This is a genomic window from Pantoea sp. XAF26B01_ASV70 (assembly GCF_054512635.1).
Genome location: NZ_CM137251.1, coordinates 2,999,753 through 3,019,507, shown reverse-complemented (window position 1 = coordinate 3,019,507; position 19,755 = coordinate 2,999,753). Strand labels below are relative to the sequence as shown.

The 19,755-nt window shown below is 58.4% G+C and carries 19 protein-coding genes; 7 read left to right on the top strand and 12 right to left on the bottom strand.

Annotation, left to right across the window (positions count from 1 at the left end; genetic code table 11):
- The first annotated feature begins 13 nt into the window (after positions 1–13).
- On the top strand, positions 14–736 hold the full coding sequence (pnuC, locus tag ACX8ZY_RS14190; protein ID WP_010260155.1) for a nicotinamide riboside transporter PnuC: 723 nt from the start codon (positions 14–16) through the stop codon (positions 734–736).
- On the opposite strand, the gene zitB is transcribed toward pnuC, so the two are convergent.
- From zitB to ACX8ZY_RS14170, 4 genes are all read right to left on the bottom strand, one after another.
- Positions 730–1,713 carry a CDF family zinc transporter ZitB gene (gene zitB / locus ACX8ZY_RS14185; protein ID WP_010260158.1) on the bottom strand — a complete coding sequence of 328 codons (984 nt, stop codon included), beginning with the start codon at positions 1,711–1,713 and terminating at the stop codon, positions 730–732. The two genes, pnuC and zitB, sit on opposite strands and share 7 nt — an antisense overlap.
- Positions 1,691–4,735 carry a hybrid sensor histidine kinase/response regulator gene (locus tag ACX8ZY_RS14180; protein WP_199267453.1) on the bottom strand — a complete coding sequence of 1,015 codons (3,045 nt, stop codon included), beginning with the start codon at positions 4,733–4,735 and terminating at the stop codon, positions 1,691–1,693. The genes zitB and ACX8ZY_RS14180 overlap by 23 nt, the downstream gene beginning before the upstream one ends.
- A gap of 14 nt (positions 4,736–4,749) precedes the next feature.
- The gene (locus tag ACX8ZY_RS14175; protein WP_033756983.1) at positions 4,750–5,331 is read right to left on the bottom strand and encodes a response regulator transcription factor; all 582 of its coding nucleotides are present in this window, start codon (positions 5,329–5,331) and stop codon (positions 4,750–4,752) included.
- Between the two features lie 98 nt (positions 5,332–5,429).
- Entirely contained in the window at positions 5,430–5,798 is a 369-nt protein-coding gene (locus ACX8ZY_RS14170) for a YbgS-like family protein (protein WP_022626030.1), read from the bottom strand.
- Between the two features lie 287 nt (positions 5,799–6,085).
- Here ACX8ZY_RS14170 and aroG point away from each other — a divergent pair, with 287 nt between their 5' ends.
- Positions 6,086–7,138 carry a 3-deoxy-7-phosphoheptulonate synthase AroG gene (aroG, locus tag ACX8ZY_RS14165; RefSeq protein WP_033785477.1) on the top strand — a complete coding sequence of 351 codons (1,053 nt, stop codon included), beginning with the start codon at positions 6,086–6,088 and terminating at the stop codon, positions 7,136–7,138.
- A gap of 203 nt (positions 7,139–7,341) precedes the next feature.
- Here the strand turns inward: aroG and gpmA are convergent, their stop codons facing one another.
- The 6 genes from gpmA to modE form a co-directional block, all read right to left on the bottom strand.
- A complete protein-coding gene (gpmA, locus tag ACX8ZY_RS14160; RefSeq protein ID WP_033756988.1) occupies positions 7,342–8,094 on the bottom strand; it encodes a 2,3-diphosphoglycerate-dependent phosphoglycerate mutase in 753 nt (250 codons plus the stop codon).
- Positions 8,095–8,245: 151 nt separating this feature from the next.
- Positions 8,246–9,280 carry a galactose-1-epimerase gene (gene galM / locus ACX8ZY_RS14155; protein WP_158131913.1) on the bottom strand — a complete coding sequence of 345 codons (1,035 nt, stop codon included), beginning with the start codon at positions 9,278–9,280 and terminating at the stop codon, positions 8,246–8,248.
- A complete protein-coding gene (galK, locus tag ACX8ZY_RS14150; protein ID WP_010669660.1) occupies positions 9,274–10,422 on the bottom strand; it encodes a galactokinase in 1,149 nt (382 codons plus the stop codon). The genes galM and galK overlap by 7 nt, the downstream gene beginning before the upstream one ends.
- Positions 10,419–11,465, bottom strand: coding sequence for a galactose-1-phosphate uridylyltransferase (gene galT / locus ACX8ZY_RS14145; RefSeq protein WP_022626027.1), 1,047 nt, complete (start codon positions 11,463–11,465; stop codon positions 10,419–10,421). Before galT ends, galK begins: the two co-directional genes overlap by 4 nt.
- A gap of 237 nt (positions 11,466–11,702) precedes the next feature.
- Positions 11,703–13,175, bottom strand: coding sequence for a molybdate ABC transporter ATP-binding protein ModF (modF, locus tag ACX8ZY_RS14140; protein ID WP_421665052.1), 1,473 nt, complete (start codon positions 13,173–13,175; stop codon positions 11,703–11,705).
- 69 nt (positions 13,176–13,244) lie between these two features.
- The gene (gene modE / locus ACX8ZY_RS14135; protein WP_033756999.1) at positions 13,245–14,027 is read right to left on the bottom strand and encodes a molybdenum-dependent transcriptional regulator; all 783 of its coding nucleotides are present in this window, start codon (positions 14,025–14,027) and stop codon (positions 13,245–13,247) included.
- Positions 14,028–14,164: 137 nt separating this feature from the next.
- Here modE and ACX8ZY_RS14130 point away from each other — a divergent pair, with 137 nt between their 5' ends.
- The 4 genes from ACX8ZY_RS14130 (at position 14,165) to modC (ending at position 16,982) form a co-directional block, all read left to right on the top strand.
- Positions 14,165–14,320: an AcrZ family multidrug efflux pump-associated protein gene (locus ACX8ZY_RS14130; protein ID WP_010260183.1), complete on the top strand. Its 156-nt coding sequence runs from the start codon at positions 14,165–14,167 to the stop codon at positions 14,318–14,320.
- 144 nt (positions 14,321–14,464) lie between these two features.
- Positions 14,465–15,238, top strand: a complete 774-nt coding sequence (gene modA / locus ACX8ZY_RS14125; RefSeq protein WP_158131912.1) for a molybdate ABC transporter substrate-binding protein — start codon at positions 14,465–14,467, stop codon at positions 15,236–15,238.
- Entirely contained in the window at positions 15,235–15,924 is a 690-nt protein-coding gene (gene modB / locus ACX8ZY_RS14120) for a molybdate ABC transporter permease subunit (RefSeq protein WP_010669664.1), read from the top strand. Before modA ends, modB begins: the two co-directional genes overlap by 4 nt.
- Positions 15,924–16,982, top strand: a complete 1,059-nt coding sequence (modC, locus tag ACX8ZY_RS14115; RefSeq protein WP_258992492.1) for a molybdenum ABC transporter ATP-binding protein ModC — start codon at positions 15,924–15,926, stop codon at positions 16,980–16,982. The genes modB and modC overlap by 1 nt, the downstream gene beginning before the upstream one ends.
- On the opposite strand, the gene ACX8ZY_RS14110 is transcribed toward modC, so the two are convergent.
- On the bottom strand, positions 16,983–17,801 hold the full coding sequence (locus ACX8ZY_RS14110; protein ID WP_421665051.1) for a pyridoxal phosphatase: 819 nt from the start codon (positions 17,799–17,801) through the stop codon (positions 16,983–16,985).
- Between the two features lie 155 nt (positions 17,802–17,956).
- On the opposite strand from ACX8ZY_RS14110, the gene pgl reads away from it, so the two are divergent.
- A complete protein-coding gene (gene pgl, locus ACX8ZY_RS14105; RefSeq protein WP_022626021.1) occupies positions 17,957–18,958 on the top strand; it encodes a 6-phosphogluconolactonase in 1,002 nt (333 codons plus the stop codon).
- A gap of 264 nt (positions 18,959–19,222) precedes the next feature.
- On the opposite strand, the gene ACX8ZY_RS14100 is transcribed toward pgl, so the two are convergent.
- Positions 19,223–19,699: a kinase inhibitor gene (locus ACX8ZY_RS14100; protein WP_013357177.1), complete on the bottom strand. Its 477-nt coding sequence runs from the start codon at positions 19,697–19,699 to the stop codon at positions 19,223–19,225.
- Between the last annotated feature and the right edge of the window lie 56 nt (positions 19,700–19,755).

The following is a 19,755-nucleotide window of genomic DNA, read 5'->3' as shown; positions in this document are numbered from 1 at the left end:
ACAGGTGCTCAGCATGGACTTCTTCAGCACACACAATATTCTGGTTCACATTCCTCTGGGTGCCGGAGGCTACGATCTCTCATGGATTGAGGCTATCGGCACGCTGGCAGGCTTACTCTGCATCTGGTTTGCCAGCCTGGAAAAAATCATCAACTATCCCTTTGGCCTGATTAACGTCACGCTGTTTGCGGTGATTTTCTTTCAGATCCAGCTCTACGCCAGCCTGCTGCTGCAGCTCTTCTTTTTTGCCGCCAATATCTACGGCTGGTACGCCTGGAGTCGGCAAACCTCCGATCATCAGGCGGCGCTGAAAATCCGCTGGCTGCCGCTGCCTAAGGCGCTGGCCTGGACGGCGGGCTGTGTGATTGCGATTGCGCTGATGACCCTCTATATCGATCCGGTGTTTGCGCTGTTAACCCGTGCGGCCGTCACGCTGATGAACGGCCTTGGCCTGTCGGTGGCGATGCCCGCGCTGCAGCCGGATGCGTTCCCGTTCTGGGACTCCTGCATGATGGTGTTGTCGATTGCGGCGATGGTGCTGATGACGCGCAAATATGTTGAGAACTGGCTGCTGTGGGTCATCATCAACGTGATTAGCGTGATGATTTTTGCCCGACAGGGCGTCTATGCGATGTCGCTGGAGTATGTGATTCTGACGCTGATTGCGCTGAACGGCTCGCGCATGTGGATCCGCAGCGCGCGGCAACAGGGTTCCCGCGCGCTGTCGGCTCAGTGAGTGTGCGCTTCGCCTTTAGCATGAGCATGCTCATGGTCGTGTGAATGGCTGTGGTCATGGCCGGTGGCGGCAGCGCCGCTTAAACCGAGTTCACACTCGGCACCGGCACAGGGCTGATACTCCATCTGCACGGTTGCGTGCGCAATCTGATAGTGCTGGCGCAGATAGTCGTGGATACGATGCAGCAGCGCATCGTGATCGTAAGGCGGGATCACCTGCGCATGCAGCGTCAGCATCGGCTTTTCGCCCACCTGCCACAGATGCACATGGTGAACATTGCGCACCTCTGCGATGTTCAGTGTGAGATCCCGTATCAGCCGGTTCACATCCAGCGAACGCGGCGCCCCTTCCAGTAACTCCTGCAGACTCTCACGCAGCAGCGCCCAGGCGCTGCGCAGCACCAGCAGTGACACCAGCAACGACAGAATCGGGTCGATTGGGGTCCAGCCGGTCAGCATAATAATCACCGCCGCGACAATCGCACCCACCGAGCCAAGCAGGTCGCCCATCACATGCAGCGCCGCGGCCCGCACGTTGAGATTCTTCTCTTCGCTGCCGTGATGCAGCAGCCAGAACGACAGAATATTGGCCAGCAGGCCGCCAATAGCAATCCCCAGCATCAGGCCGCCGGTCACCGGTTGCGGGTCGGCAAAGCGGCGCACCGCCTCCCAGACGATCAGTGCGGTAATGCCCAGCAGCGCAATGGCGTTAACAAATGCGGCCAGCGTGGTCAGACGCAGCAGGCCAAAGGTGTGGCGTGCATTGGGTTTACGGCGCGAGAACTGCACCGCCAGCAGGGCCATCAGCAGCGCGGCGGCATCGGTCAGCATATGCCCGGCGTCCGCCAGCAACGCCAGTGAACCCGAGAGCCAGCCGCCAATCACTTCAGCCACCATAAAGACAACGGTCACCCCGAAGGCGGCCGCCAGACGCGTGCGATTACTATCCTGCCCGCTATGAGTGTGGGTATGTGCCATAAGATTCCAGTTTTTTCAGTAACCTGTTTGCTAATAATATCAGTAATTGCCACGTCTCAGACGTGTCCTGATGCTGTTTTGCCTGCTCCGCCAGTTGCTGGCTGAGCTGTGCGCCGTGATCCAGTCCCACCAGTAACCAGCTTCCTTTCATCCGGTGTGCCGCTTCGGCGAACGGCATCCACGCCTCGCGCTCGCGTGCTTCGCGCATCACGGCCAGATCCTGCGTCACCGTGTTGTGCAGCGTCTGGCTCAGACGGCGGAGGAATTTCTCATTCTGCTGCGCCAGTTGCCACAGATTATCATCCAGCGCCGCCAGCGGATCTTCCTGCCACTCTGCCAGCAGCGCGCTGAGATCGGCTAACTGCACCGGTTTTATCATTACCCGCTCCCGCGCCTCCAGCGGTCGTGACAGCAGCTGGGCATCCGCGGAGCAGAGCACCCGCATCGCCTGACGCTTCCGCTGACGGTCACGCCGCCGCAATATCCGCAGCAGCAGCGTGCCGTCAGGCCGCGGCATCATCTGGTCGATAAACAGCAGGTCATAAGGCTGTTGCGCATCGGCCTGCAGTAGTGCGCGTCCCTGCTCAAAGATGTCAGCCTGAATCGCAAAACGCGACAGCTGCTGCTGCATCACCAGCAGATTGGTCGGATGGTCATCGACAATCGCCACCCGCAGCGGTGGAAGGTCGGGAAGGGCGGTTTCATCCACGTGGTTTGCTGGTGCGCAGACCGCCAGTGGCAGCGTCACGGTGACCTGGGTGCCGTGACCGGGTTCAGAGGCGAGCCGGATGTCGCCGCCCATCCGCTGCACCATTTCCCGGCAGATAAACAGCCCCAGGCCGCTGCCCTGCACCGAAACCGATTTACCGGACGGCGCCTGATACCAGGGATCGAACAGCTTCTGCTGCTCCTCTGGCGGAATACCGCTGCCGCTGTCGCTCACCGTCAGAATCAACTGTTGCTGCTGCGCGGCCAGCGTCAGGCGAATCGCGCCGTGGCGGGTAAATTTCAGCGCATTGGTCATCAGGTTGTTGACCACCTGCTGCAGGCGATCGGCATCGATCATCACGGCATCAGGCAGCGGCGTCAGCGCCTCGACGATCAGATGCGGGCCGTCTTCGCGCATTAACGGGTGATAAAAGTGCTGCTGCTGATTGAGCCACTGCGCCAGCGCCAGCGGACGGGGCGCCAGGGTAAAACTGTTGCTCTCGATGCGCGCATGATCCTGCAGATCATTCAGCAACGTCAGCAGCGATTGCGCACTGCTGTGCAGCAGCGTCAGGTTCTGGCTGCTGTGCTGCTGCTTCTCCAGCTCCAGCAGTCCGAGGATCGCCTGCATCGGCGTGCGCAGCTCATGGCTGACGGTCGCCAGGAACTGGCTCTTCATCGCATTGGCGTGCTCAGCCTGTTCACGCTGCTGACGCTCCCGGCGCTGTTGCCAGTAGCGGCGCGCCAGCAGCAGCAGCAGCAGCGCAATGGCCGCACCTGCCACCGCCAGCACCATCATCGGCAGCGAACGCATCACCATCACGCTGCCGGGCTGTGGCGGGGTTGACCAGCTGTCGCGCATCTGACTCTGTGTGTCAGCCGGGATCTGCTGCAGCGCGCGATCCAGCAGGGTGCGCAGCACCGGCTGGTCAGCCGTCACGCCCAGCGCGATCGGCCAGGCGATGTCGCTGGCGGCAAAGGCGAGGTGGATGCGCGCATCATCGCGGCTGGCGATACGCCAGCGGGCGGAGAGCACGTTATCGACCAGCGCATCGATCTGCCCTTTTGCCAGCGCGTCATAGAGGCTATTACGATCGGCAAACTGCTGCGGCTGCAGATCCGCAGGCAGCAGACGCAGCGCCAGGTCATCCTGTAACACGCCGACCCGCTTGCCGCGCAGGTCGCGCCAGTGCGCCAGCGTATCGGGCTGCAGGCTGTAGATGCCCCACAGCGCGCGCCACACCGGCAGCGAGGTGCTCTGCATCGCATCGCCGTTCAGCGGCTGCATCAGCTGCAGCATCGCCTGCTGCTGACCGATCAGCGTGTTCGCCTGACGCGGATTGCTGACCCACACCGGTTCAAACTGCAGGCCGGTGCTCTGAGCTATCGCTTTCAGCAAATCCACGCCATAGCCTCTGGCGGTCCCGCTGGCATCGCGATAACTCCAGGGATAGTTGTCCGGTTCGGCGGTGTAAGTAATACGCGGATGATCGGCAATCCAGGCGCGTTCAGTGGGGCTGAGCATCAGGGTCTGCGTATCCTGATAGCGCGGCAGGGTACTGCTCCAGCGCGCCTGCAGCGTGTTCATCAGTTCTGCTGGCAACTGACGCAGGCTCTGATTAATCCAGCTGATAAGCTCTGGATCGCGGGAGACCGCGCGCAGGTTGAGCTGTCCGGCCTCGATGTGTGAGGCGATCTGATAAATCTGGCCCTGTTGCAGCTGGCTCAGCAGAAATCCGGCGCTGGTCTCATCCGCCACCACATAATCATTCTGCTGATTCAGCAGGGTATAGAGCGCCTGCAGATCACTGCTGTAGTGTCGCCAGCTGTGGCGGGCCGCCAGCGCAGGCGGCAGTTGTGCCAGCGTGCTTTCGCTGATCGCCAGTTGGGCATTCTGGCTGTTAAACATCACGGCACGCTGGTTTTGCTGATTGCGGTAGACCCGAAGCGGGCTGCTGTACCAGTTATCGCTGCTCAGCGCGCCGGCTGGCAGGGGAGAAATCCACATGCCAAGCGCAAAATCGATCTGGCCGCTGTTCAGCGCCTGCATCAGATGCGGCTGATCGCTGTAGAGGTTGAGGCTGAACTGCGCGCCAGTCAGCTGGCGCAGGGCGGAAAGATAGTCAGCATTGATGCCATACAGGTCGTTGCCGATGCGCATCGCCCAGGGGGCGTGGTTCTCTTCCAGCAGGCCAACACGCAGAATTTTGCCCTGCATGGTTTCCGCGTGTGTCACCGGCAGCATCATCGGCAGATTGATGCTGCTCACCGGACGCACCTCAGCCAGAACGGAGCCGCACAGCAACAGCAGCATCAGCAGGAGAGTTCTCACTGCTGCGCCTTCCACAGGTCAGCCAGTTCCACCACCGAACGGGCGCCGGTTTTTTCCAGAATGTTCTTTTTATGGGTGCTGACCGTTTTGTTACTGATGTGCAACTGGGCAGCGATTTGCAGATTGGACAGTCCGCTGGCCAGCAGCGCCAGAATCTGACGCTCTTTCTGGGTCAGCGGGAGTTCCGGTTCATCATCCATCACCGGAAACGCCGTCTGACCGCCCAGCACCGCCAGGATAGCGCTAAGCAGTTGCGCCATGCGCTGGCTCTTCACCACATAACCGGCGGCACCCAGCGCCTGGGCACGACGCACATAGTGGCGGGTCTGTTGAGCAGAGTAGATCAATACCGGACAGTCGGGCCGATGGATCTTCAGGCGACGCAGGAACTCCAGCCCATCGCTGTCCGGCAGGCCAATATCCAGCACGATGATGTCCAGTGGCTGCTGAAGCAGGGGACGGGCGGCTTTTTCACTGCTGGCAGAGAGGAGCTGAACCGGAATAGGCGACTGGCTCAGAGCGGCTTCAAGTGCCACTTCAACCAGCGGATGATCGTCAATCAGAAGCAAAACGGCCATGAAGGATTTCCTGTAAAATTCACAGGATTAGCATAGCGGAAGAGTGGGACAGAGGGGAGAAAAACCAGGAGAGCGTCAGCTCTCCTGGCTAAACAGAATTACTGGGTGGTGCCGTCGGTTTTGGTATCTACGTCACCGCCGCCCACTTTAGTCTGAACTTTTTTATTGATGTTCGGACATTTACCATCTTTACACTGGGCGTTCTGGTCCATTTCGTTAGCAGACATATTACCATGGCTGGTGGTGCTGCCAGACGTTGCAGGATTGGTATCGTTGCCAGTGTTATTAATTTTGCTGTTATCGACATTATTTGGCGGCAGATTCTCTTTCGCTCCGCCCGCTGCTGCACCTGCACTGGCTGCCTGATTCGATGTACCGTTATTGCTGCTGCTGTCTGCAGCCAGTACCGCACCGCTGCTCAGTGTCATCGCTGCTGTCAAAAAGAGTAAGGCAAACTTTTTCATCATTATGCTCCCGTTAATAAATGAAGATGCTTTAAGCCCAGAGGTGCAATTTCGGGTAAGAAAATCCCTGACGAAATATAATTCGCCGGTTGGCTTAAACAGGGTGATTTAATTTGGTAAGCGGGACGTTCCTCAGTGCTTACCATTAAAAAGTCTAGTCGCTAACCTGATTAATGCAAATATCACCCGCACATTTAACCCGCAGCGGGAATTTACACCCCAGGCGCTTCGGGCTACATTGGGCAGGTTGTGTCCGGCGGGCGCCGGGCCAGAAATAATATGGAATCAGTATGAATTACCAGAACGATGACTTACGCATCAAAGAGATTAAAGAGCTGTTACCTCCGGTTGCGCTGCTCGAAAAATTCCCGGCGACCGATCGTGCTGCACAGACCGTTTCACAGGCCCGTCAGGCGATTCATCAGATCCTGCAGGGCAAGGACGATCGCCTGCTGGTGGTGATTGGACCCTGCTCAATTCATGACACTGAAGCGGCAAAAGAGTATGCCGACCGCCTGCTGGCGCTGCGTGATGAGCTGAAAGGTGAGCTGGAAGTGGTGATGCGGGTCTATTTTGAAAAGCCGCGCACCACGGTGGGCTGGAAAGGGCTGATCAACGATCCCTACATGGATAACAGCTACCAGCTCAACGACGGTCTGCGTCTGGCGCGTAAACTGCTGCTGGATATTAACGACAGCGGCTTACCGGCGGCGGGCGAGTTTCTGGATATGATTACCCCGCAATATGTGGCTGACCTGATGAGCTGGGGCGCGATTGGCGCGCGCACCACGGAATCCCAGGTTCACCGTGAGCTGGCGTCCGGTCTCTCCTGTCCGGTCGGCTTCAAAAACGGCACCGATGGCACCATTAAGGTGGCGATCGATGCCATCAACGCGGCGGGATCGCCGCACTGTTTCCTGTCTGTGACGAAGTATGGTCACTCCGCCATTGTGGAAACCAGCGGCAACGGTGACTGCCATATCATTCTGCGCGGCGGCAAAGAGCCGAACTATAGTGCGCAGCATGTTGCAGAGGTCAAAGAGGGCCTGGCAAAAGCGGGTCTGCCACAGCAGGTGATGATCGATTTCAGCCACGCCAACAGCAGCAAGCAGTTCCAGCGTCAGATGATCGTGGCAGACGATGTCTCACAGCAGCTGATTAACGGTGAGCAGGCGATTGTCGGTGTGATGATTGAGAGTCATCTGGTGGAGGGCAACCAGAGCCTGGAGAGCGGCGAGCCGCTGGTCTATGGCAAAAGCGTCACCGACGCCTGTATCGGCTGGGAAGATACCGACAAGGTGCTGCGTCAGCTGGCAGCAGCGGTTAAACAGCGCCGCGGTTGAGTGGGATAACTGACAAGGTCTGACCCGGTTCGCGTTGAGGATTGTGCCTCTGACCGTATTCCCTGCGCTTTGAGCCAATCAGTTGTTGCCTGGCTCATTGATCTCTTTATTCTGACAACGAACATAGTGCGCAGCGTTCGTGCGCGCAGCCCAATAAAAAAAGGCCAGACTTTCGTCTGGCCTTTTTGCATTTCAGCGAGAAATTACTTCGCTTTACCCTGATTCGCAACGGCTGCGGCTTTCGCGGCAATCTCGTCCTGGTCGCCCAGGTAGTAGCGTTTCAACGGTTTGAAGTTTTCATCGAACTCATAAACCAGCGGTACGCCGGTAGGGATGTTCAGTTCGAGGATTTCATCTTCGCTCAGGTTATCCAGATATTTCACCAGCGCACGCAGTGAGTTGCCGTGTGCGGCAATGATCACTTTCTCACCGCTTTTGATGCGCGGCAGAATGGTTTCGTTCCAGTAAGGGATAACGCGGTCAATAGTCAGCGCCAGGCTTTCGGTGGTTGGCAGCTGCTCTGGGGTCAGTTTCGCGTAACGCGGATCATGGCCCGGGAAGCGCTCATCTGAACGATCCAGCTCTGGCGGAGTAACGGCAAAGCCGCGACGCCACTGCTTAACCTGCTCATCACCATATTTGGCAGCGGTTTCCGCTTTATCCAGACCCTGCAGCGCACCGTAGTGACGCTCGTTCAGACGCCAGGTTTTCTCAACCGGCAGCCAGGCCTGATCCAGCTCATCCAGCACATTCCACAGCGTGTGAATGGCACGCTTCAGTACTGAGGTGTAAGCGAAATCGAAAACAAAGCCCTCTTTTTTCAGCAGCTGACCTGCTGATTTGGCTTCGCCACGACCTTTCTCAGAAAGGTCAACATCATACCAACCGGTAAAGCGGTTTTCGTTGTTCCACTGGCTTTCGCCGTGTCGCACCAGAACCAGCTTAGTTACAGCCATAGCTTAACTCCTTAATACTGTGATGTTTCTGTGAGATTGGAAACCTGCTGCTGCCCGCCTGACACGCGAGCTGATTGCGCCATACCATAACGGAAAAGCGGGCAGCGCGTAAGCCTGTGTGTGACGCACTGCGCGTTTTTCAGCCGGAGGCTCAGCGTGGCGTGAAGCGATAACGCGTCACGGATTCCCAGCGATCTCCCGGCTGCAGCCAGCAATCAGGCTGAGGCCATTCATCATGATTAGGCGAATCCGGTAAAAATTCGCTCTCCAGCGCAATACCCTGAAATGCAGTATAGCTCGCCTGCTCACGGGCACGGGTGCCCGCCAGGTAGTTGCCGGAGTAGAACTGCAACGCCGGCGCCGAAGTGGTCACGCTGAGTTGCAGTCTGCCATCTTCCGACCAGAGTTCTGCCGCAGGCTGAGTGTCGTCGCCTGCGCTGTTGAGCAGAAACGCATGGTCATAGCCCTTCACCGCTCGCTGGTCGTCGTCTGCCAGAAACTCCTGTGCCACGACTTTGGCCTCGCGGAAATCAAAACTGGTTCCGGCAACCTCTTTCAGCGGCGCATTCGGGATGCCTTCGCTGTCGACCGGCAGATAATGGTCGGCGTGCAGTTGTAAGCGATGCTGGCGGGCGTCGCCATGATGCGCATCAAGGTTAAAGTAGGCGTGGTTAGTCAGATTGACCGGGCAGGGCTGATCGCAGCGCGCTTCATAGCTAATGCTCAGGCAGTTCTGGTCATCCAGCTGATAGCGCACATCGGCAATCAGATTGCCGGGATAGCCCTGATCGCCATCGGGCGAATCAATGCGGTAGTGCACCTCGCTGTCAGACTGGCTGACAATCTGCCAGCGGCGCTTATCAAAGCCTTCCGGTCCGCCATGCAGCTGATGTGCGCCCTGGTTCGGCACCAGCTGGCGGTTCAGTTTATTCAGTTTTGCCCCGGCGATGCGGTTCGCGTAGCGGCCGACCGTCGCGCCCAGATAGGCATCCTGATGGAGATAGTCAGAGGGCGTGGCGCAGCCGAGCAGCGCTTCACGCACCGTGCCATCCTGCATCGGCACGCGGGCAGAGAGCCAGGTCGCGCCCCAGTCCATAAAGGTTGCCAGCATGCCGTTGGCATTGCGCAGCACCGTTATGCGCCACGGCTGACCGTCGGGCGCGTGGGAGTTGACGTCGTTCAGCATTGGCCGGCTCCTTCAGAGGCTTTGCAGACGTAGAAGGTCTCTTTGATGCCGGTCGCAGCTTCATACTGCTCCGCTACGGCGGCTTTGACCTGATCGACCAGATCCAGTGGCATCAGCGCGACGATACAGCCACCAAAGCCGCCGCCGGTCATACGCACGCCGCCGCGCTCACCGATCTGCGCTTTCACGATCTCTACAAGGGTATCGATCGGTGGCACGGTGATCTCGAAGTCGTCACGCATCGAGGCGTGAGATTCGGCCATCAGCTGGCCCATACGGGTCAGGTCGCCCTGCGTCAGCGCATCGGCTGCTTCCAGGGTGCGGGCGTTCTCGGTCAGAACGTGACGCACGCGTTTTGCCACCTGCGGGTCGAGCTGCGCCTGTGCCGCTTCAAACTCGGCCAGTTCAACGTCACGCAGTGCCTTCTTATTGAAGAAACGCGCGCCCGCTTCACACTGCTCACGACGCGTGTTGTATTCGCTGCCAACCAGGGTACGACGGAAGTTGGAGTTGATGATCACCACCGCGATATCTTCCGGCATCGACACCGGACGCGTGCCCAGCGTGCGGCAGTCGAGCAGCATGGCGTGATCTTTCCGGCCCAGCGCGGAGATCAACTGGTCCATGATGCCGCAGTTACAGCCGACGAACTGGTTTTCCGCTTCCTGACCATTCACGGCAATGGCGGCGCCATCCAGCGGCAGATTATAGAGCTGCTGCACCACGGTGCCGACCGCCACTTCCAGCGACGCAGATGAGCTGAGGCCCGCGCCCTGAGGCACGTTGCCGCTGATCACCATATCGATACCGCCGAAATCGGCATGACGCTGCTGCAGATGCTTCACCACGCCGCGCACATAGTTGGCCCACATCGGTTCCTGCAGGCTGACGATCTCTTCATCCAGCGAGAATGTGTCCTGCGCATTTTCATAATCCGCAGCGACCACCCGAATCTGACGATCGTCACGGCGGGCACAGGCAATCACCGTCTGGTAATCGATGGCGCACGGCAGCACGAAGCCGTCGTTATAGTCGGTATGCTCGCCAATCAGGTTAACGCGGCCCGGTGCCTGAATGGTATGCGTAGCGGCGTAACCGAAGGTGTCAGAGAAAAGCTGCTGCGTGATGGTTTTTAAGCTCATTGTTGTGCCTCACGGAAGTGAACGTCGCTGACAGAACGCAGACGTTCCGCCGCCTGTTCCGCCGTTAAATCGCGTTGGGTTTCGGCCAGCATTTCATAGCCAACCATAAATTTACGCACCGTTGCTGAGCGCAGCAGCGGCGGATAGAAGTGAGCATGCAACTGCCAGTGATCGTTGGCTTCGCCGTTAAACGGCGCGCCATGCCAGCCCATGGAGTAGGGGAATGAGCACTGGAACAGGTTGTCGTAGCGGCTGGTCAGCAGCTTAAGCGCCAGCGCCAGGTCGGTACGCTGCGCCTCATTGAGGTCGGTAATTCGTTTGACGTGCGCTTTCGGCAGCAGCAGGGTTTCAAACGGCCAGGCGGCCCACCACGGCACCACCGCCAGCCAGTGATCGGTTTCCACCACGGTGCGGCTGCCATCCTGCTGTTCACGTGCCAGATAGTCGACCAGCATCGGCGAGCCATGTTTAGCGAAATAGTCGCGCTGATGATCATCTTCACGCTGCGCTTCATTCGGCAGGAAGCTGTTGGCCCAGATCTGACCATGGGGATGCGGGTTGGAGCAGCCCATCGCCGCGCCTTTGTTCTCAAACACCTGCACCCACGGATAGTGCTGACCCAGATCGGCGGTCTCTGCCTGCCAGGTACGCACCACCTCTTCCAGTGCGTTCAGCGACATCTCCGGCAGGGTTTTGCTGTGATCGGGCGAGAAGCAGATGACCCGACTGGTGCCGCGTGCGCTTTCACAACGCATCAGGATATCATCGCTCTCGGGCGCGTCTGGCGTGTCGGTCATCAGCGCAGCAAAGTCATTGGTAAAGACGTAGGTGCCCGAATAGTCCGGGTTTTTGTCGCCGGTGATGCGGGTGTTTCCGGCACACAGGAAGCAGTCCGGATCGTGCGCCGGTAACGTATTGACCGCCGGGGTTTCCTGCGCGCCTTGCCACGGACGTTTGGCCCGATGAGGTGAAACTAAAATCCATTGATCAATCAGTGGATTGTAACGGCGATGCGGGTGATCGACCGGGTTGAATTTTTCCATGTTGGATCCTGGTAAGCGTCAAAAGCCAAAGAGGCATCGGTAAAAAGTAGCACATCAGCGCGCCCGAAAGCGTGATCAAGTCTGGATAAATGGTATCGTTTACACAAGCTGAATATTCTTATTTCGTGGCAATGTGCGCGGATATATAGCGTGAAAGGTGATGTGGAATGGTAGCGCTTACACAAGAGCGCTTTAAAACGCCGCAGCAGCGGCGTGGGGTGAAGCGTTACATGAGCCCTAGTGCAGGGTTTCCTGCTGAAAGTGATAGCCGCCGTCATGGGCGATAAAGCTCAGGCGATGTGTAATGCAGGCGGGCGCATCTTCCGCGTGATGCGAAACAAACAGCAGCTGAGTCCGTCCCTCGCCAATCAGCACATCGACAAAGCGCCGCACGAGCTGGCGGTTAATCGGGTCGAGCCCCTGTAGTGGCTCATCCAGTATCAGCAGCGTCGGATGCTTAACCAGCGCGCGGGCAATCAGCACCAGCCGCTGCTGTCCCCATGAGAGCGAGTGGAACGGCGCATCGGCCTGTCCGTTATCCATCCCCAGCAGTGCCAGCCACTGCTGCGCCAGCGATTTTTGCCGGTCAGAAGCCGCCTGATAGAGACCAATGGAGTCGAAGAAGCCCGACAGGATCACCGTGCGCACATTGGTGCTGACGCGGTAATCGAGATGCAGGCTGCTGCTGACATAGCCAATATGCTGCTTGATATCCCAGATGGTTTCACCACTGCCGCGACGGCGGCCAAACAGGGTTAAATCATTGCTGTAGCCCTGAGGATGATCGCCGGTCACCAGGCTGAGCAGGGTCGATTTCCCTGCGCCGTTCGGGCCGGTAATCTGCCAGTGCTCGCCGGCGTTGACCTGCCAGTTCAGCCCCTGAATTACTGGCTTGTCGTTATACGAGACGGTGCCGTTGCGCAGGATAACGCGCGGCGCATCATCCGCCAGCGATGGCAGCTGATCCGGCGCATCCGCCTCAGGTAACGCCATTCCCATCAGCTGTTCACTGTGTGCCAGCTGCGCCACCAGCGCTTCCGTTAAAATGGCCTGGCGTGGCCCGCTGTGGGTGAGGGTGCACTCCGCCAGCACGCCAACCTGCTGAATGAAATCGGGAATATCGTCAAAGCGATTGAGCACTAGCACCAGGGTAAATGTCGGTTGCTGCAGGCCGCGCAGCGTGTCGGTCAGGCTGGCGCGCGACGCCACATCCAGCCCGTCAAACGGCTCATCCAGAATCAGCAAATCTGGCTGGTTCATCAATGCCTGACAGAGCAGGGTTTTGCGGGTTTCGCCGGTAGAGAGATATTTGAAGCGGCGTGAAAGCAGCGCTTCGATGCCGAACTGCCGTGCCAGCTGCTCGCAGCGCTCGGGCTGCTGCACCTCCGCCTGAATCACCTCTGCCACGGTCAGCCCGGTATCCTCTTCACCTTCGCTGAGCATATCGGTGTTGTTGCGCTGCCACTCCTGCGCCACCAGGGTTTGTAGCTGCTCCAGCGACAGCCGGACCGGCCGTCTGAAATCGCTGCTGACTGAACCGGCCAGCGGCGGAAGTTCACCAGAGAGTGCACGCGCCAGTGATGATTTGCCGCTGCCGTTGGCTCCGACAAACGCCCAGCTTTCGCCGCGCTGCAGTTCCACCTGATTCAGACTCAGTATCCGGGTATCGCTAAGACGAAATGTGCCTTGCGAAATGTGCAATGAAGCCATGATCTGTTCCATTTTTTGCATCGTGTCACTGAGTTGTAACCATTGCCCTTAATGAAGTCAAATCAACCGCTAGAGCAGGGTGGCGACGATGGCGTGTTCGGCATTGAAACTGGCGATCACTGCGTCGCCGGGCTGCAGCGTCAGTTGCTGCAGCTGATCGTTGCTCAGGGTCGCGCACAGGGTTTCGCCGCTGGCGAGCTTCATCAGCACTTCACTCATCTGCTCGCCGGGTTCGATGGCACTGACCGTCGCTGCCAGCTGATTGTCATCCTGTGCGGCGTCACGACTGATGCGGATCCACGGCGCCTTGATCAGCACCAGCACCTCTTTACCCGCGGCCAGTTGCAGGCGATCGGCGCTGCGCTGGGTCAGCGCCACATTAAGCTGCGTGACGCCATCGGCCAGTTGAATCAGCAGATGCTGGACCACCTGCTGCGCATCGTTACTTACGACAGTGCCAAACAGCTGGTTACGGGCGCTGGTCTGCAGAGAGAAACGGGCGATGGCCGCCAGCAGACTGTCGAGCGGTAATGTATCCTGCTGCAGCGCATCAAAGGCTTTCTGCTGGATCTGCTCCATCAGCTGGAACAGCTGAATCAGGCGTTCACCGTAGCGGGTCAGCGTTGCGCCACCGCCGCCTTTACCGCCGGTGGCCCGCTCCACCAGCGTTTCATCCGCCATCTGGTTCATCTCATTAATCGCATCCCAGGCACTTTTGTAGCTTATACCGGCCAGCTTCGCCCCCTGACTGATCGACCCGGTCTGCTGTACGCGTTTCAGCAGCTCAATACGTCGCGGATCGGCAAACAGTTTCTGTTGTAAACGGATATGAAGGGACAGTTCGGCTTCCATGACAGCTCCGGCAAAGGGTTAAGGCGAAGGCCGATGATAGCGGCGTTTTGTGACCAAAGTAAAAGCACGAAAAGGGCTGCGCAAAATTTTGCTGACCCGTTACAATCTCTTTTTTTGTTAGCAGAGTGAGATTCTCCATGCTGGAATTACTTAAAAGCCTCGCCGTCGCCATACTGATGGTGCCTGTCGTGATGGCGCTGATGCTGGGCATGATTTATGGCCTGGGTGAAGTGTTTAACGTCATCTCTAAAATTGGTCATCGCGAAAAATCCTCAGCCCGTTCGCACAATTAATTGCTGCTACGCCCGCCATCTGCGCGGGCGTGGTCGTTTTTATCTCTCCTGATTTAACCTTTTGTTCCCCCTGCCGATAATTTACTGAACCTCACTGACATTGCGCTATATTATCCGCTACACAACGAATAGCCGGAGAAAATCATGTCATTTAAACACTATCGCTGGGGCGTCGCGGCCCTGATCACCGTTTCGCTGGCCGGGCAGGCTGTGGCCGCCGACAGCATCACTGTGTTTGCCGCGGCTTCTCTGACCAACGCGATGCAGGATATTGCCAGCCGTTACAAGCAGGAAAAGGGGGTGACGGTGGTCTCTTCATTTGCCTCCTCTTCAACGCTGGCGCGCCAGATTGAACAGGGTGCTCCTGCCGATCTCTTTATCTCTGCCGATCAGCAGTGGATGGATGATGCGGTGGCGAAAAAAAGTGTGATTACCAGTAGCCGCTATACCCTGCTGGGCAACGATCTGGTATTGATTGCGCCACGCAGTGCCGCCGCGAAAGCGGTGACGCTGGACCCGCAGACTGACTGGAAAACCTTGCTGCACGGTGAGCGTCTGGCAGTCGGCGATCCGGACCACGTTCCTGCGGGCATCTACGCCAAAGAGGCGCTGCAAAAGCTGGGTGCCTGGGAAGGCGTTGCGCCTTCGTTAGCGCCAGCCAATAATGTGCGGGCAGCGCTGGCGCTGGTCGAGCGTAATGAAACGCCCTATGGCATTGTCTACGGGTCCGACGCGGTCGCCAGCGACAAAGTGCAGGTCGTCGGGCATTTTCCGGCAACCAGCCATAAACCCGTAGAATATCCGATGGCGATCGTGAACGATCACGACAACGCTGCCGTTAAAGCGTTTTATGATTATCTGAAAGGGCCTCAGGCCGCGGCTATCTTTAAACATTACGGATTCACACCGACGAAATGATACTCAGCGATCCCGAATGGCAGGCGGTACTGCTTAGCCTTAAAGTCTCTGGCATAGCCGTGATAGGCAGTCTGCCGTTTGGCATCCTGATGGCCTGGATTCTGGTGCGCTGCCGTTTTCCCGGTAAAGCGCTGCTCGACAGCCTGATCCACCTGCCGCTGGTGCTGCCGCCGGTGGTGGTGGGTTATCTGCTGCTGATTAGCCTTGGGCGGCGCGGCATCATAGGCGAAAAGCTTTATGACTGGTTCGGCTTCAGCTTTGCTTTCAGCTGGCGGGGTGCCGCACTGGCCTCTGCCGTGATCGCCTTTCCGTTGATGGTGCGTGCCATCCGGCTGGCGCTGGAGGCGGTGGATTGCCGGCTGGAGCAGGCGGCGCGCACGCTGGGCGCCGGACGCTGGCGGGTCTTTTTCACCATTACGCTCCCGCTGACGTTGCCGGGCGTGATCGTTGGCACGGTGCTGGCGTTTGCCCGATCGCTGGGCGAGTTCGGCGCCACCATCACCTTTGTTTCCAATATTCCCGGCGAGACGCGCACGCTGCCGCTGGCGATGTTTACCCTGATAGAGACACCGGGTGCGGAAGGGGCGGCGGCACGGCTCTGCGTCATCGCGATCGTGCTGGCGCTGGCGTCACTGCTGGCGTCGGAATGGCTGGCACGCGCAGGCCGTAAGCGGATGGGAAACTGATGCTATCACTCAACATTATGCAGCAGCAGGGCGATCACGTGCTGGAGGTCGACCTGCAGATCCCGGCCAAAGGGATCACCGCTATTTTCGGCGTGTCAGGCGCCGGAAAAACCTCCCTGATCAACGCGATCAGCGGGCTGACTCAGCCGCAGAGAGGACGGATCCAGCTGCACGATCGTCTGCTGTTTGATGCGGAGCAGAAGATTGCGCTGCCGCCGGAAAAACGGCGTATCGGTTATGTGTTCCAGGATGCGCGGCTGTTCCCGCACTATCGGGTCCGTGGCAACCTGCAATATGGTATGGCACCTAAGATGAAAGCGCAGTTCGACAGTCTGGTCTCTCTGCTGGGTCTGGAGGCGCTGCTGCCGCGCTTTCCGCTGTCGCTGTCGGGCGGGGAAAAGCAGCGGGTCGCGATTGGCCGTGCGCTGCTGACCGCACCGAATATGCTGCTGCTGGATGAGCCGCTGGCGTCACTGGATCTGCCACGCAAACGTGAACTGATGCCCTATCTGCAAAAGCTGGCGAAGCAGGTCGATATTCCGATGCTCTACGTTTCGCACAGTCTGGAGGAGATCCTGCAGCTGGCTGATAACGTGCTGGTGCTGGATGCGGGCAAGGTCAAAGCCTTTGGTCCGCTGGAGCGGGTCTGGAGCAGCAGCGCGATGCGGCCCTGGCTGCCGGTGAGTGAACTGACCAGCGTGCTGCGGGTGCAGGTGCTGGAGCAGCATCCCGACTATCCGATGACCGCGCTGTCGCTGGGCGATCAGCACATCTGGGTCAGCCGGGTGAATCAGCCGGTTAAAACTCCGCTGCGTATTCGCATTGCCTCGGCCGATGTCTCGCTGGCGCTGCAACCGCCGCAACACAGCTCCATCCGCAACATTTTACCGGCACAGGTGGTGGAATTGCTGGAGGTCGGGGACCAGGTTGAGGTAAAGCTGCGCATCGGCATCAGCGAACTCTGGGCGCGCATCACGCCGTGGGCGCGGGATGAGCTGGGCATCCGGCCGGATCAGTGGCTTTATGCCCAGATCAAAAGCGTCTCGGTGACGCCCTGATTACAACACGTACTGATAGAGGGTATCGGCAATACCGGTTTCAAGGTTGGTGCCGATCACCATTTTCGCCCGCGCTTTGATCGCCTCATCGGCATTACCCATCGCCACGCCCAGTCCGGCCGTTTCCAGCATGCTGAGATCGTTATAGTTATCACCGAACGCGATCACATCGGACATACTTAGCCCCAGTGATTCAACCCACTGCGCCAGTCGTTTGCCTTTGCTGTTGCCGCCTTTGGCGATATCCACCTGATCGTGCCACGACCATTCGCAGGCCAGTCCCAGTTCCGCTTCCACCCTGGTGGCGAACTGCTGCAGTTCCGGGATGTTGTTGTGCGACAGGGCAAACTTCCAGATCGAACCGGCGTCGCGTGCCGCCTGGGCCAGGTCGGGCACCTGGCGGAACAGTGGACGCTGGTGGGCGGGCAGCGATTCGGCCCACTTCAGGGTGCGCATCACGTGGCCGGTCGGGGTCTGATAGAGCATCGCATCATCCACGTAGAGCAACCCGTGAATCTGCTGCTGATTCAGCATCTCAATCACCTGCAACGCCAGCTGCGTGTCGAGGGGATCGGACGCCAGCACCTTTTTCGCCTGGTAATCATACAAATAGGTGCCATTACAGCAGATTGCGGGTGTATCCAGCTGTAACGCCTGATAAAAAGGGTGGATAGCGCAGTGATGGCGTCCGGTCACGATAGCGACATGAACGCCCGCCTGGCGTGCCTGATTTAGCGCTTCGATTGACTGCGGCAGAATCGTTTTGGCTGGGGTCAGCAGCGTGCCGTCGAGGTCGAGGGCAATTACACGGTAGTTCATTAATCCTCTCGTTTTTCCTGGTTTGCAGGTGCTGAAGTCTACACCTCACCACGGCCTGGAGACAAAAAACAGGGCACAAATGATCCCAGCGCAGGGCAATAAAACAGGCTACAGTGATTCACAGATCATGATCAGGCAGTAAAAAAGGAGAATGCATGAAACAAGTTGTCTACACCGCCAGTCCCGAGAGCCAGCAGATCCACGTCTGGCAGATGAATGATGAGGGCGGGCTGACGTTGCTTCAGGTGACCGATGTCGCCGGCCAGGTTCAGCCGATGGTGGTGAGTCCGAACCGCGATTTTCTCTATGTCGGTGTGCGTCCCAATTTCCGCGTGCTGGCGTTTCGCATTGCCGCCGATGGCACGCTGACCGAAGCGGGTCAGGCGCCGTTGCCCGGCAGTCCGACTCACATTTCCACCGATCGCCAGGGCAGGTTCCTGTTCTGCGGCTCCTACAATGATGCCTGCGTCAGCGTCAGCCCGATTGGCGATGACGGCATTCCGCAGGCCCCGCTGCAGGTGATCAGCGGACTGGATGGCTGTCACTCGGCCAACATCGATAATGACAACAAGACGCTCTACGTGCCGGCTCTGAAGCAGGACCGTATCTGTCTGTTTAAGCTGGGCGAAGACGGTCAGCTGACGCCGCGTAAACAGGCTCAGGTCACGACGGTAGAAGGCGCTGGCCCGCGTCATATGCAGTTCCATCCGGGCGGCCAGTACGCTTACTGCGTGAACGAGCTCGACAGCACGGTTGAGGTGTGGGCATTAAATACGGGCGAAGGCGAAGCAGAAAGCGTGCAGACGCTGGATATGATGCCGCCTGATTTCAGCGGTACGCGCTGGGCAGCCGATATTCATCTGACGCCGGATGGCCGTTTCCTCTATGCCTGCGATCGCACCAGCAGCACGCTGGCGGTCTTCAGCGTCAGCGACCTGGGCGATGAGCTGACCCTGGAAGGGTTCCAGCCGACGGAAACGCAGCCGCGCGGATTTAATATCGATCACAGCGGACGCTATCTGGTGGCGGCGGGACAGAAATCTCATCACATCGAAGTTTATGCGATTACCGAACCGAAAGGGCTGTTAAAGCCGCTGGGACGTTATGCGGTGGGGCAGGGCCCGATGTGGGTTGTGATTCATCAGTTACAGGCGTAACCCGCTACGAAAAACGCCTCTCCTGTCAGGGAGAGGTATGAGATAGTTGACGAAGTCTGCCACAGCCCAGCTGTAAGATCGAGCAGACACAGGGAACGGCGTCAGATCGAAAAGACGCAAAAACCGCCATCCATGGCACGCTCTGCCCCCGCCATCCATGGCGTGGGACGCTTTCCTCTTCTGACGCCGTTCCCTGCGTTTTGAGCTAATACGTTGCTGCCAGGTCACCCAGCCTTGGGTTTGCCAGTAGTCTGGCGTGATGAATTACTGATAATTCACGGTCAGCGAGGCGCTCGCCAGTGCGTGGAAATGCACATTAAAGCCGACCATTGCGCCACTGGCGCCTTCATCTACTTCAATTGTCTCCACATCCAGCGCATGTACGGTGAAAATGTAGCGATGGGTTTCGCCCTGTGGCGGCGCCGCGCCACCGTAACCCGCCTGACCGAAATCGGTACGGGTCTGGATTGCGCCTGCTGGCAGTGACGCTTTGCCGGAACCGGCACCCTGCGGCAGTGACGTCGTGCTGGCCGGAATATTCGCTACCACCCAGTGCCACCAGCCGGAACCGGTCGGGGCATCAGGATCGTAGCAGGTCACCACAAAACTTTTGGTGCCTTCCGGCGCCGCTTCCCAGGCAAGGTGGGGAGAGATGTTCTCGCCCTGATAACCCATGCCGTTGAAAACATGCTTTTCAGGCATCTTCTCGCCGTCATTAAAATCCTGACTAAAAACGCGCATCACATCTCCTTAATTGTCGATGAATAGCCTGTCATCATAACTAAAAGTGTCGCCAG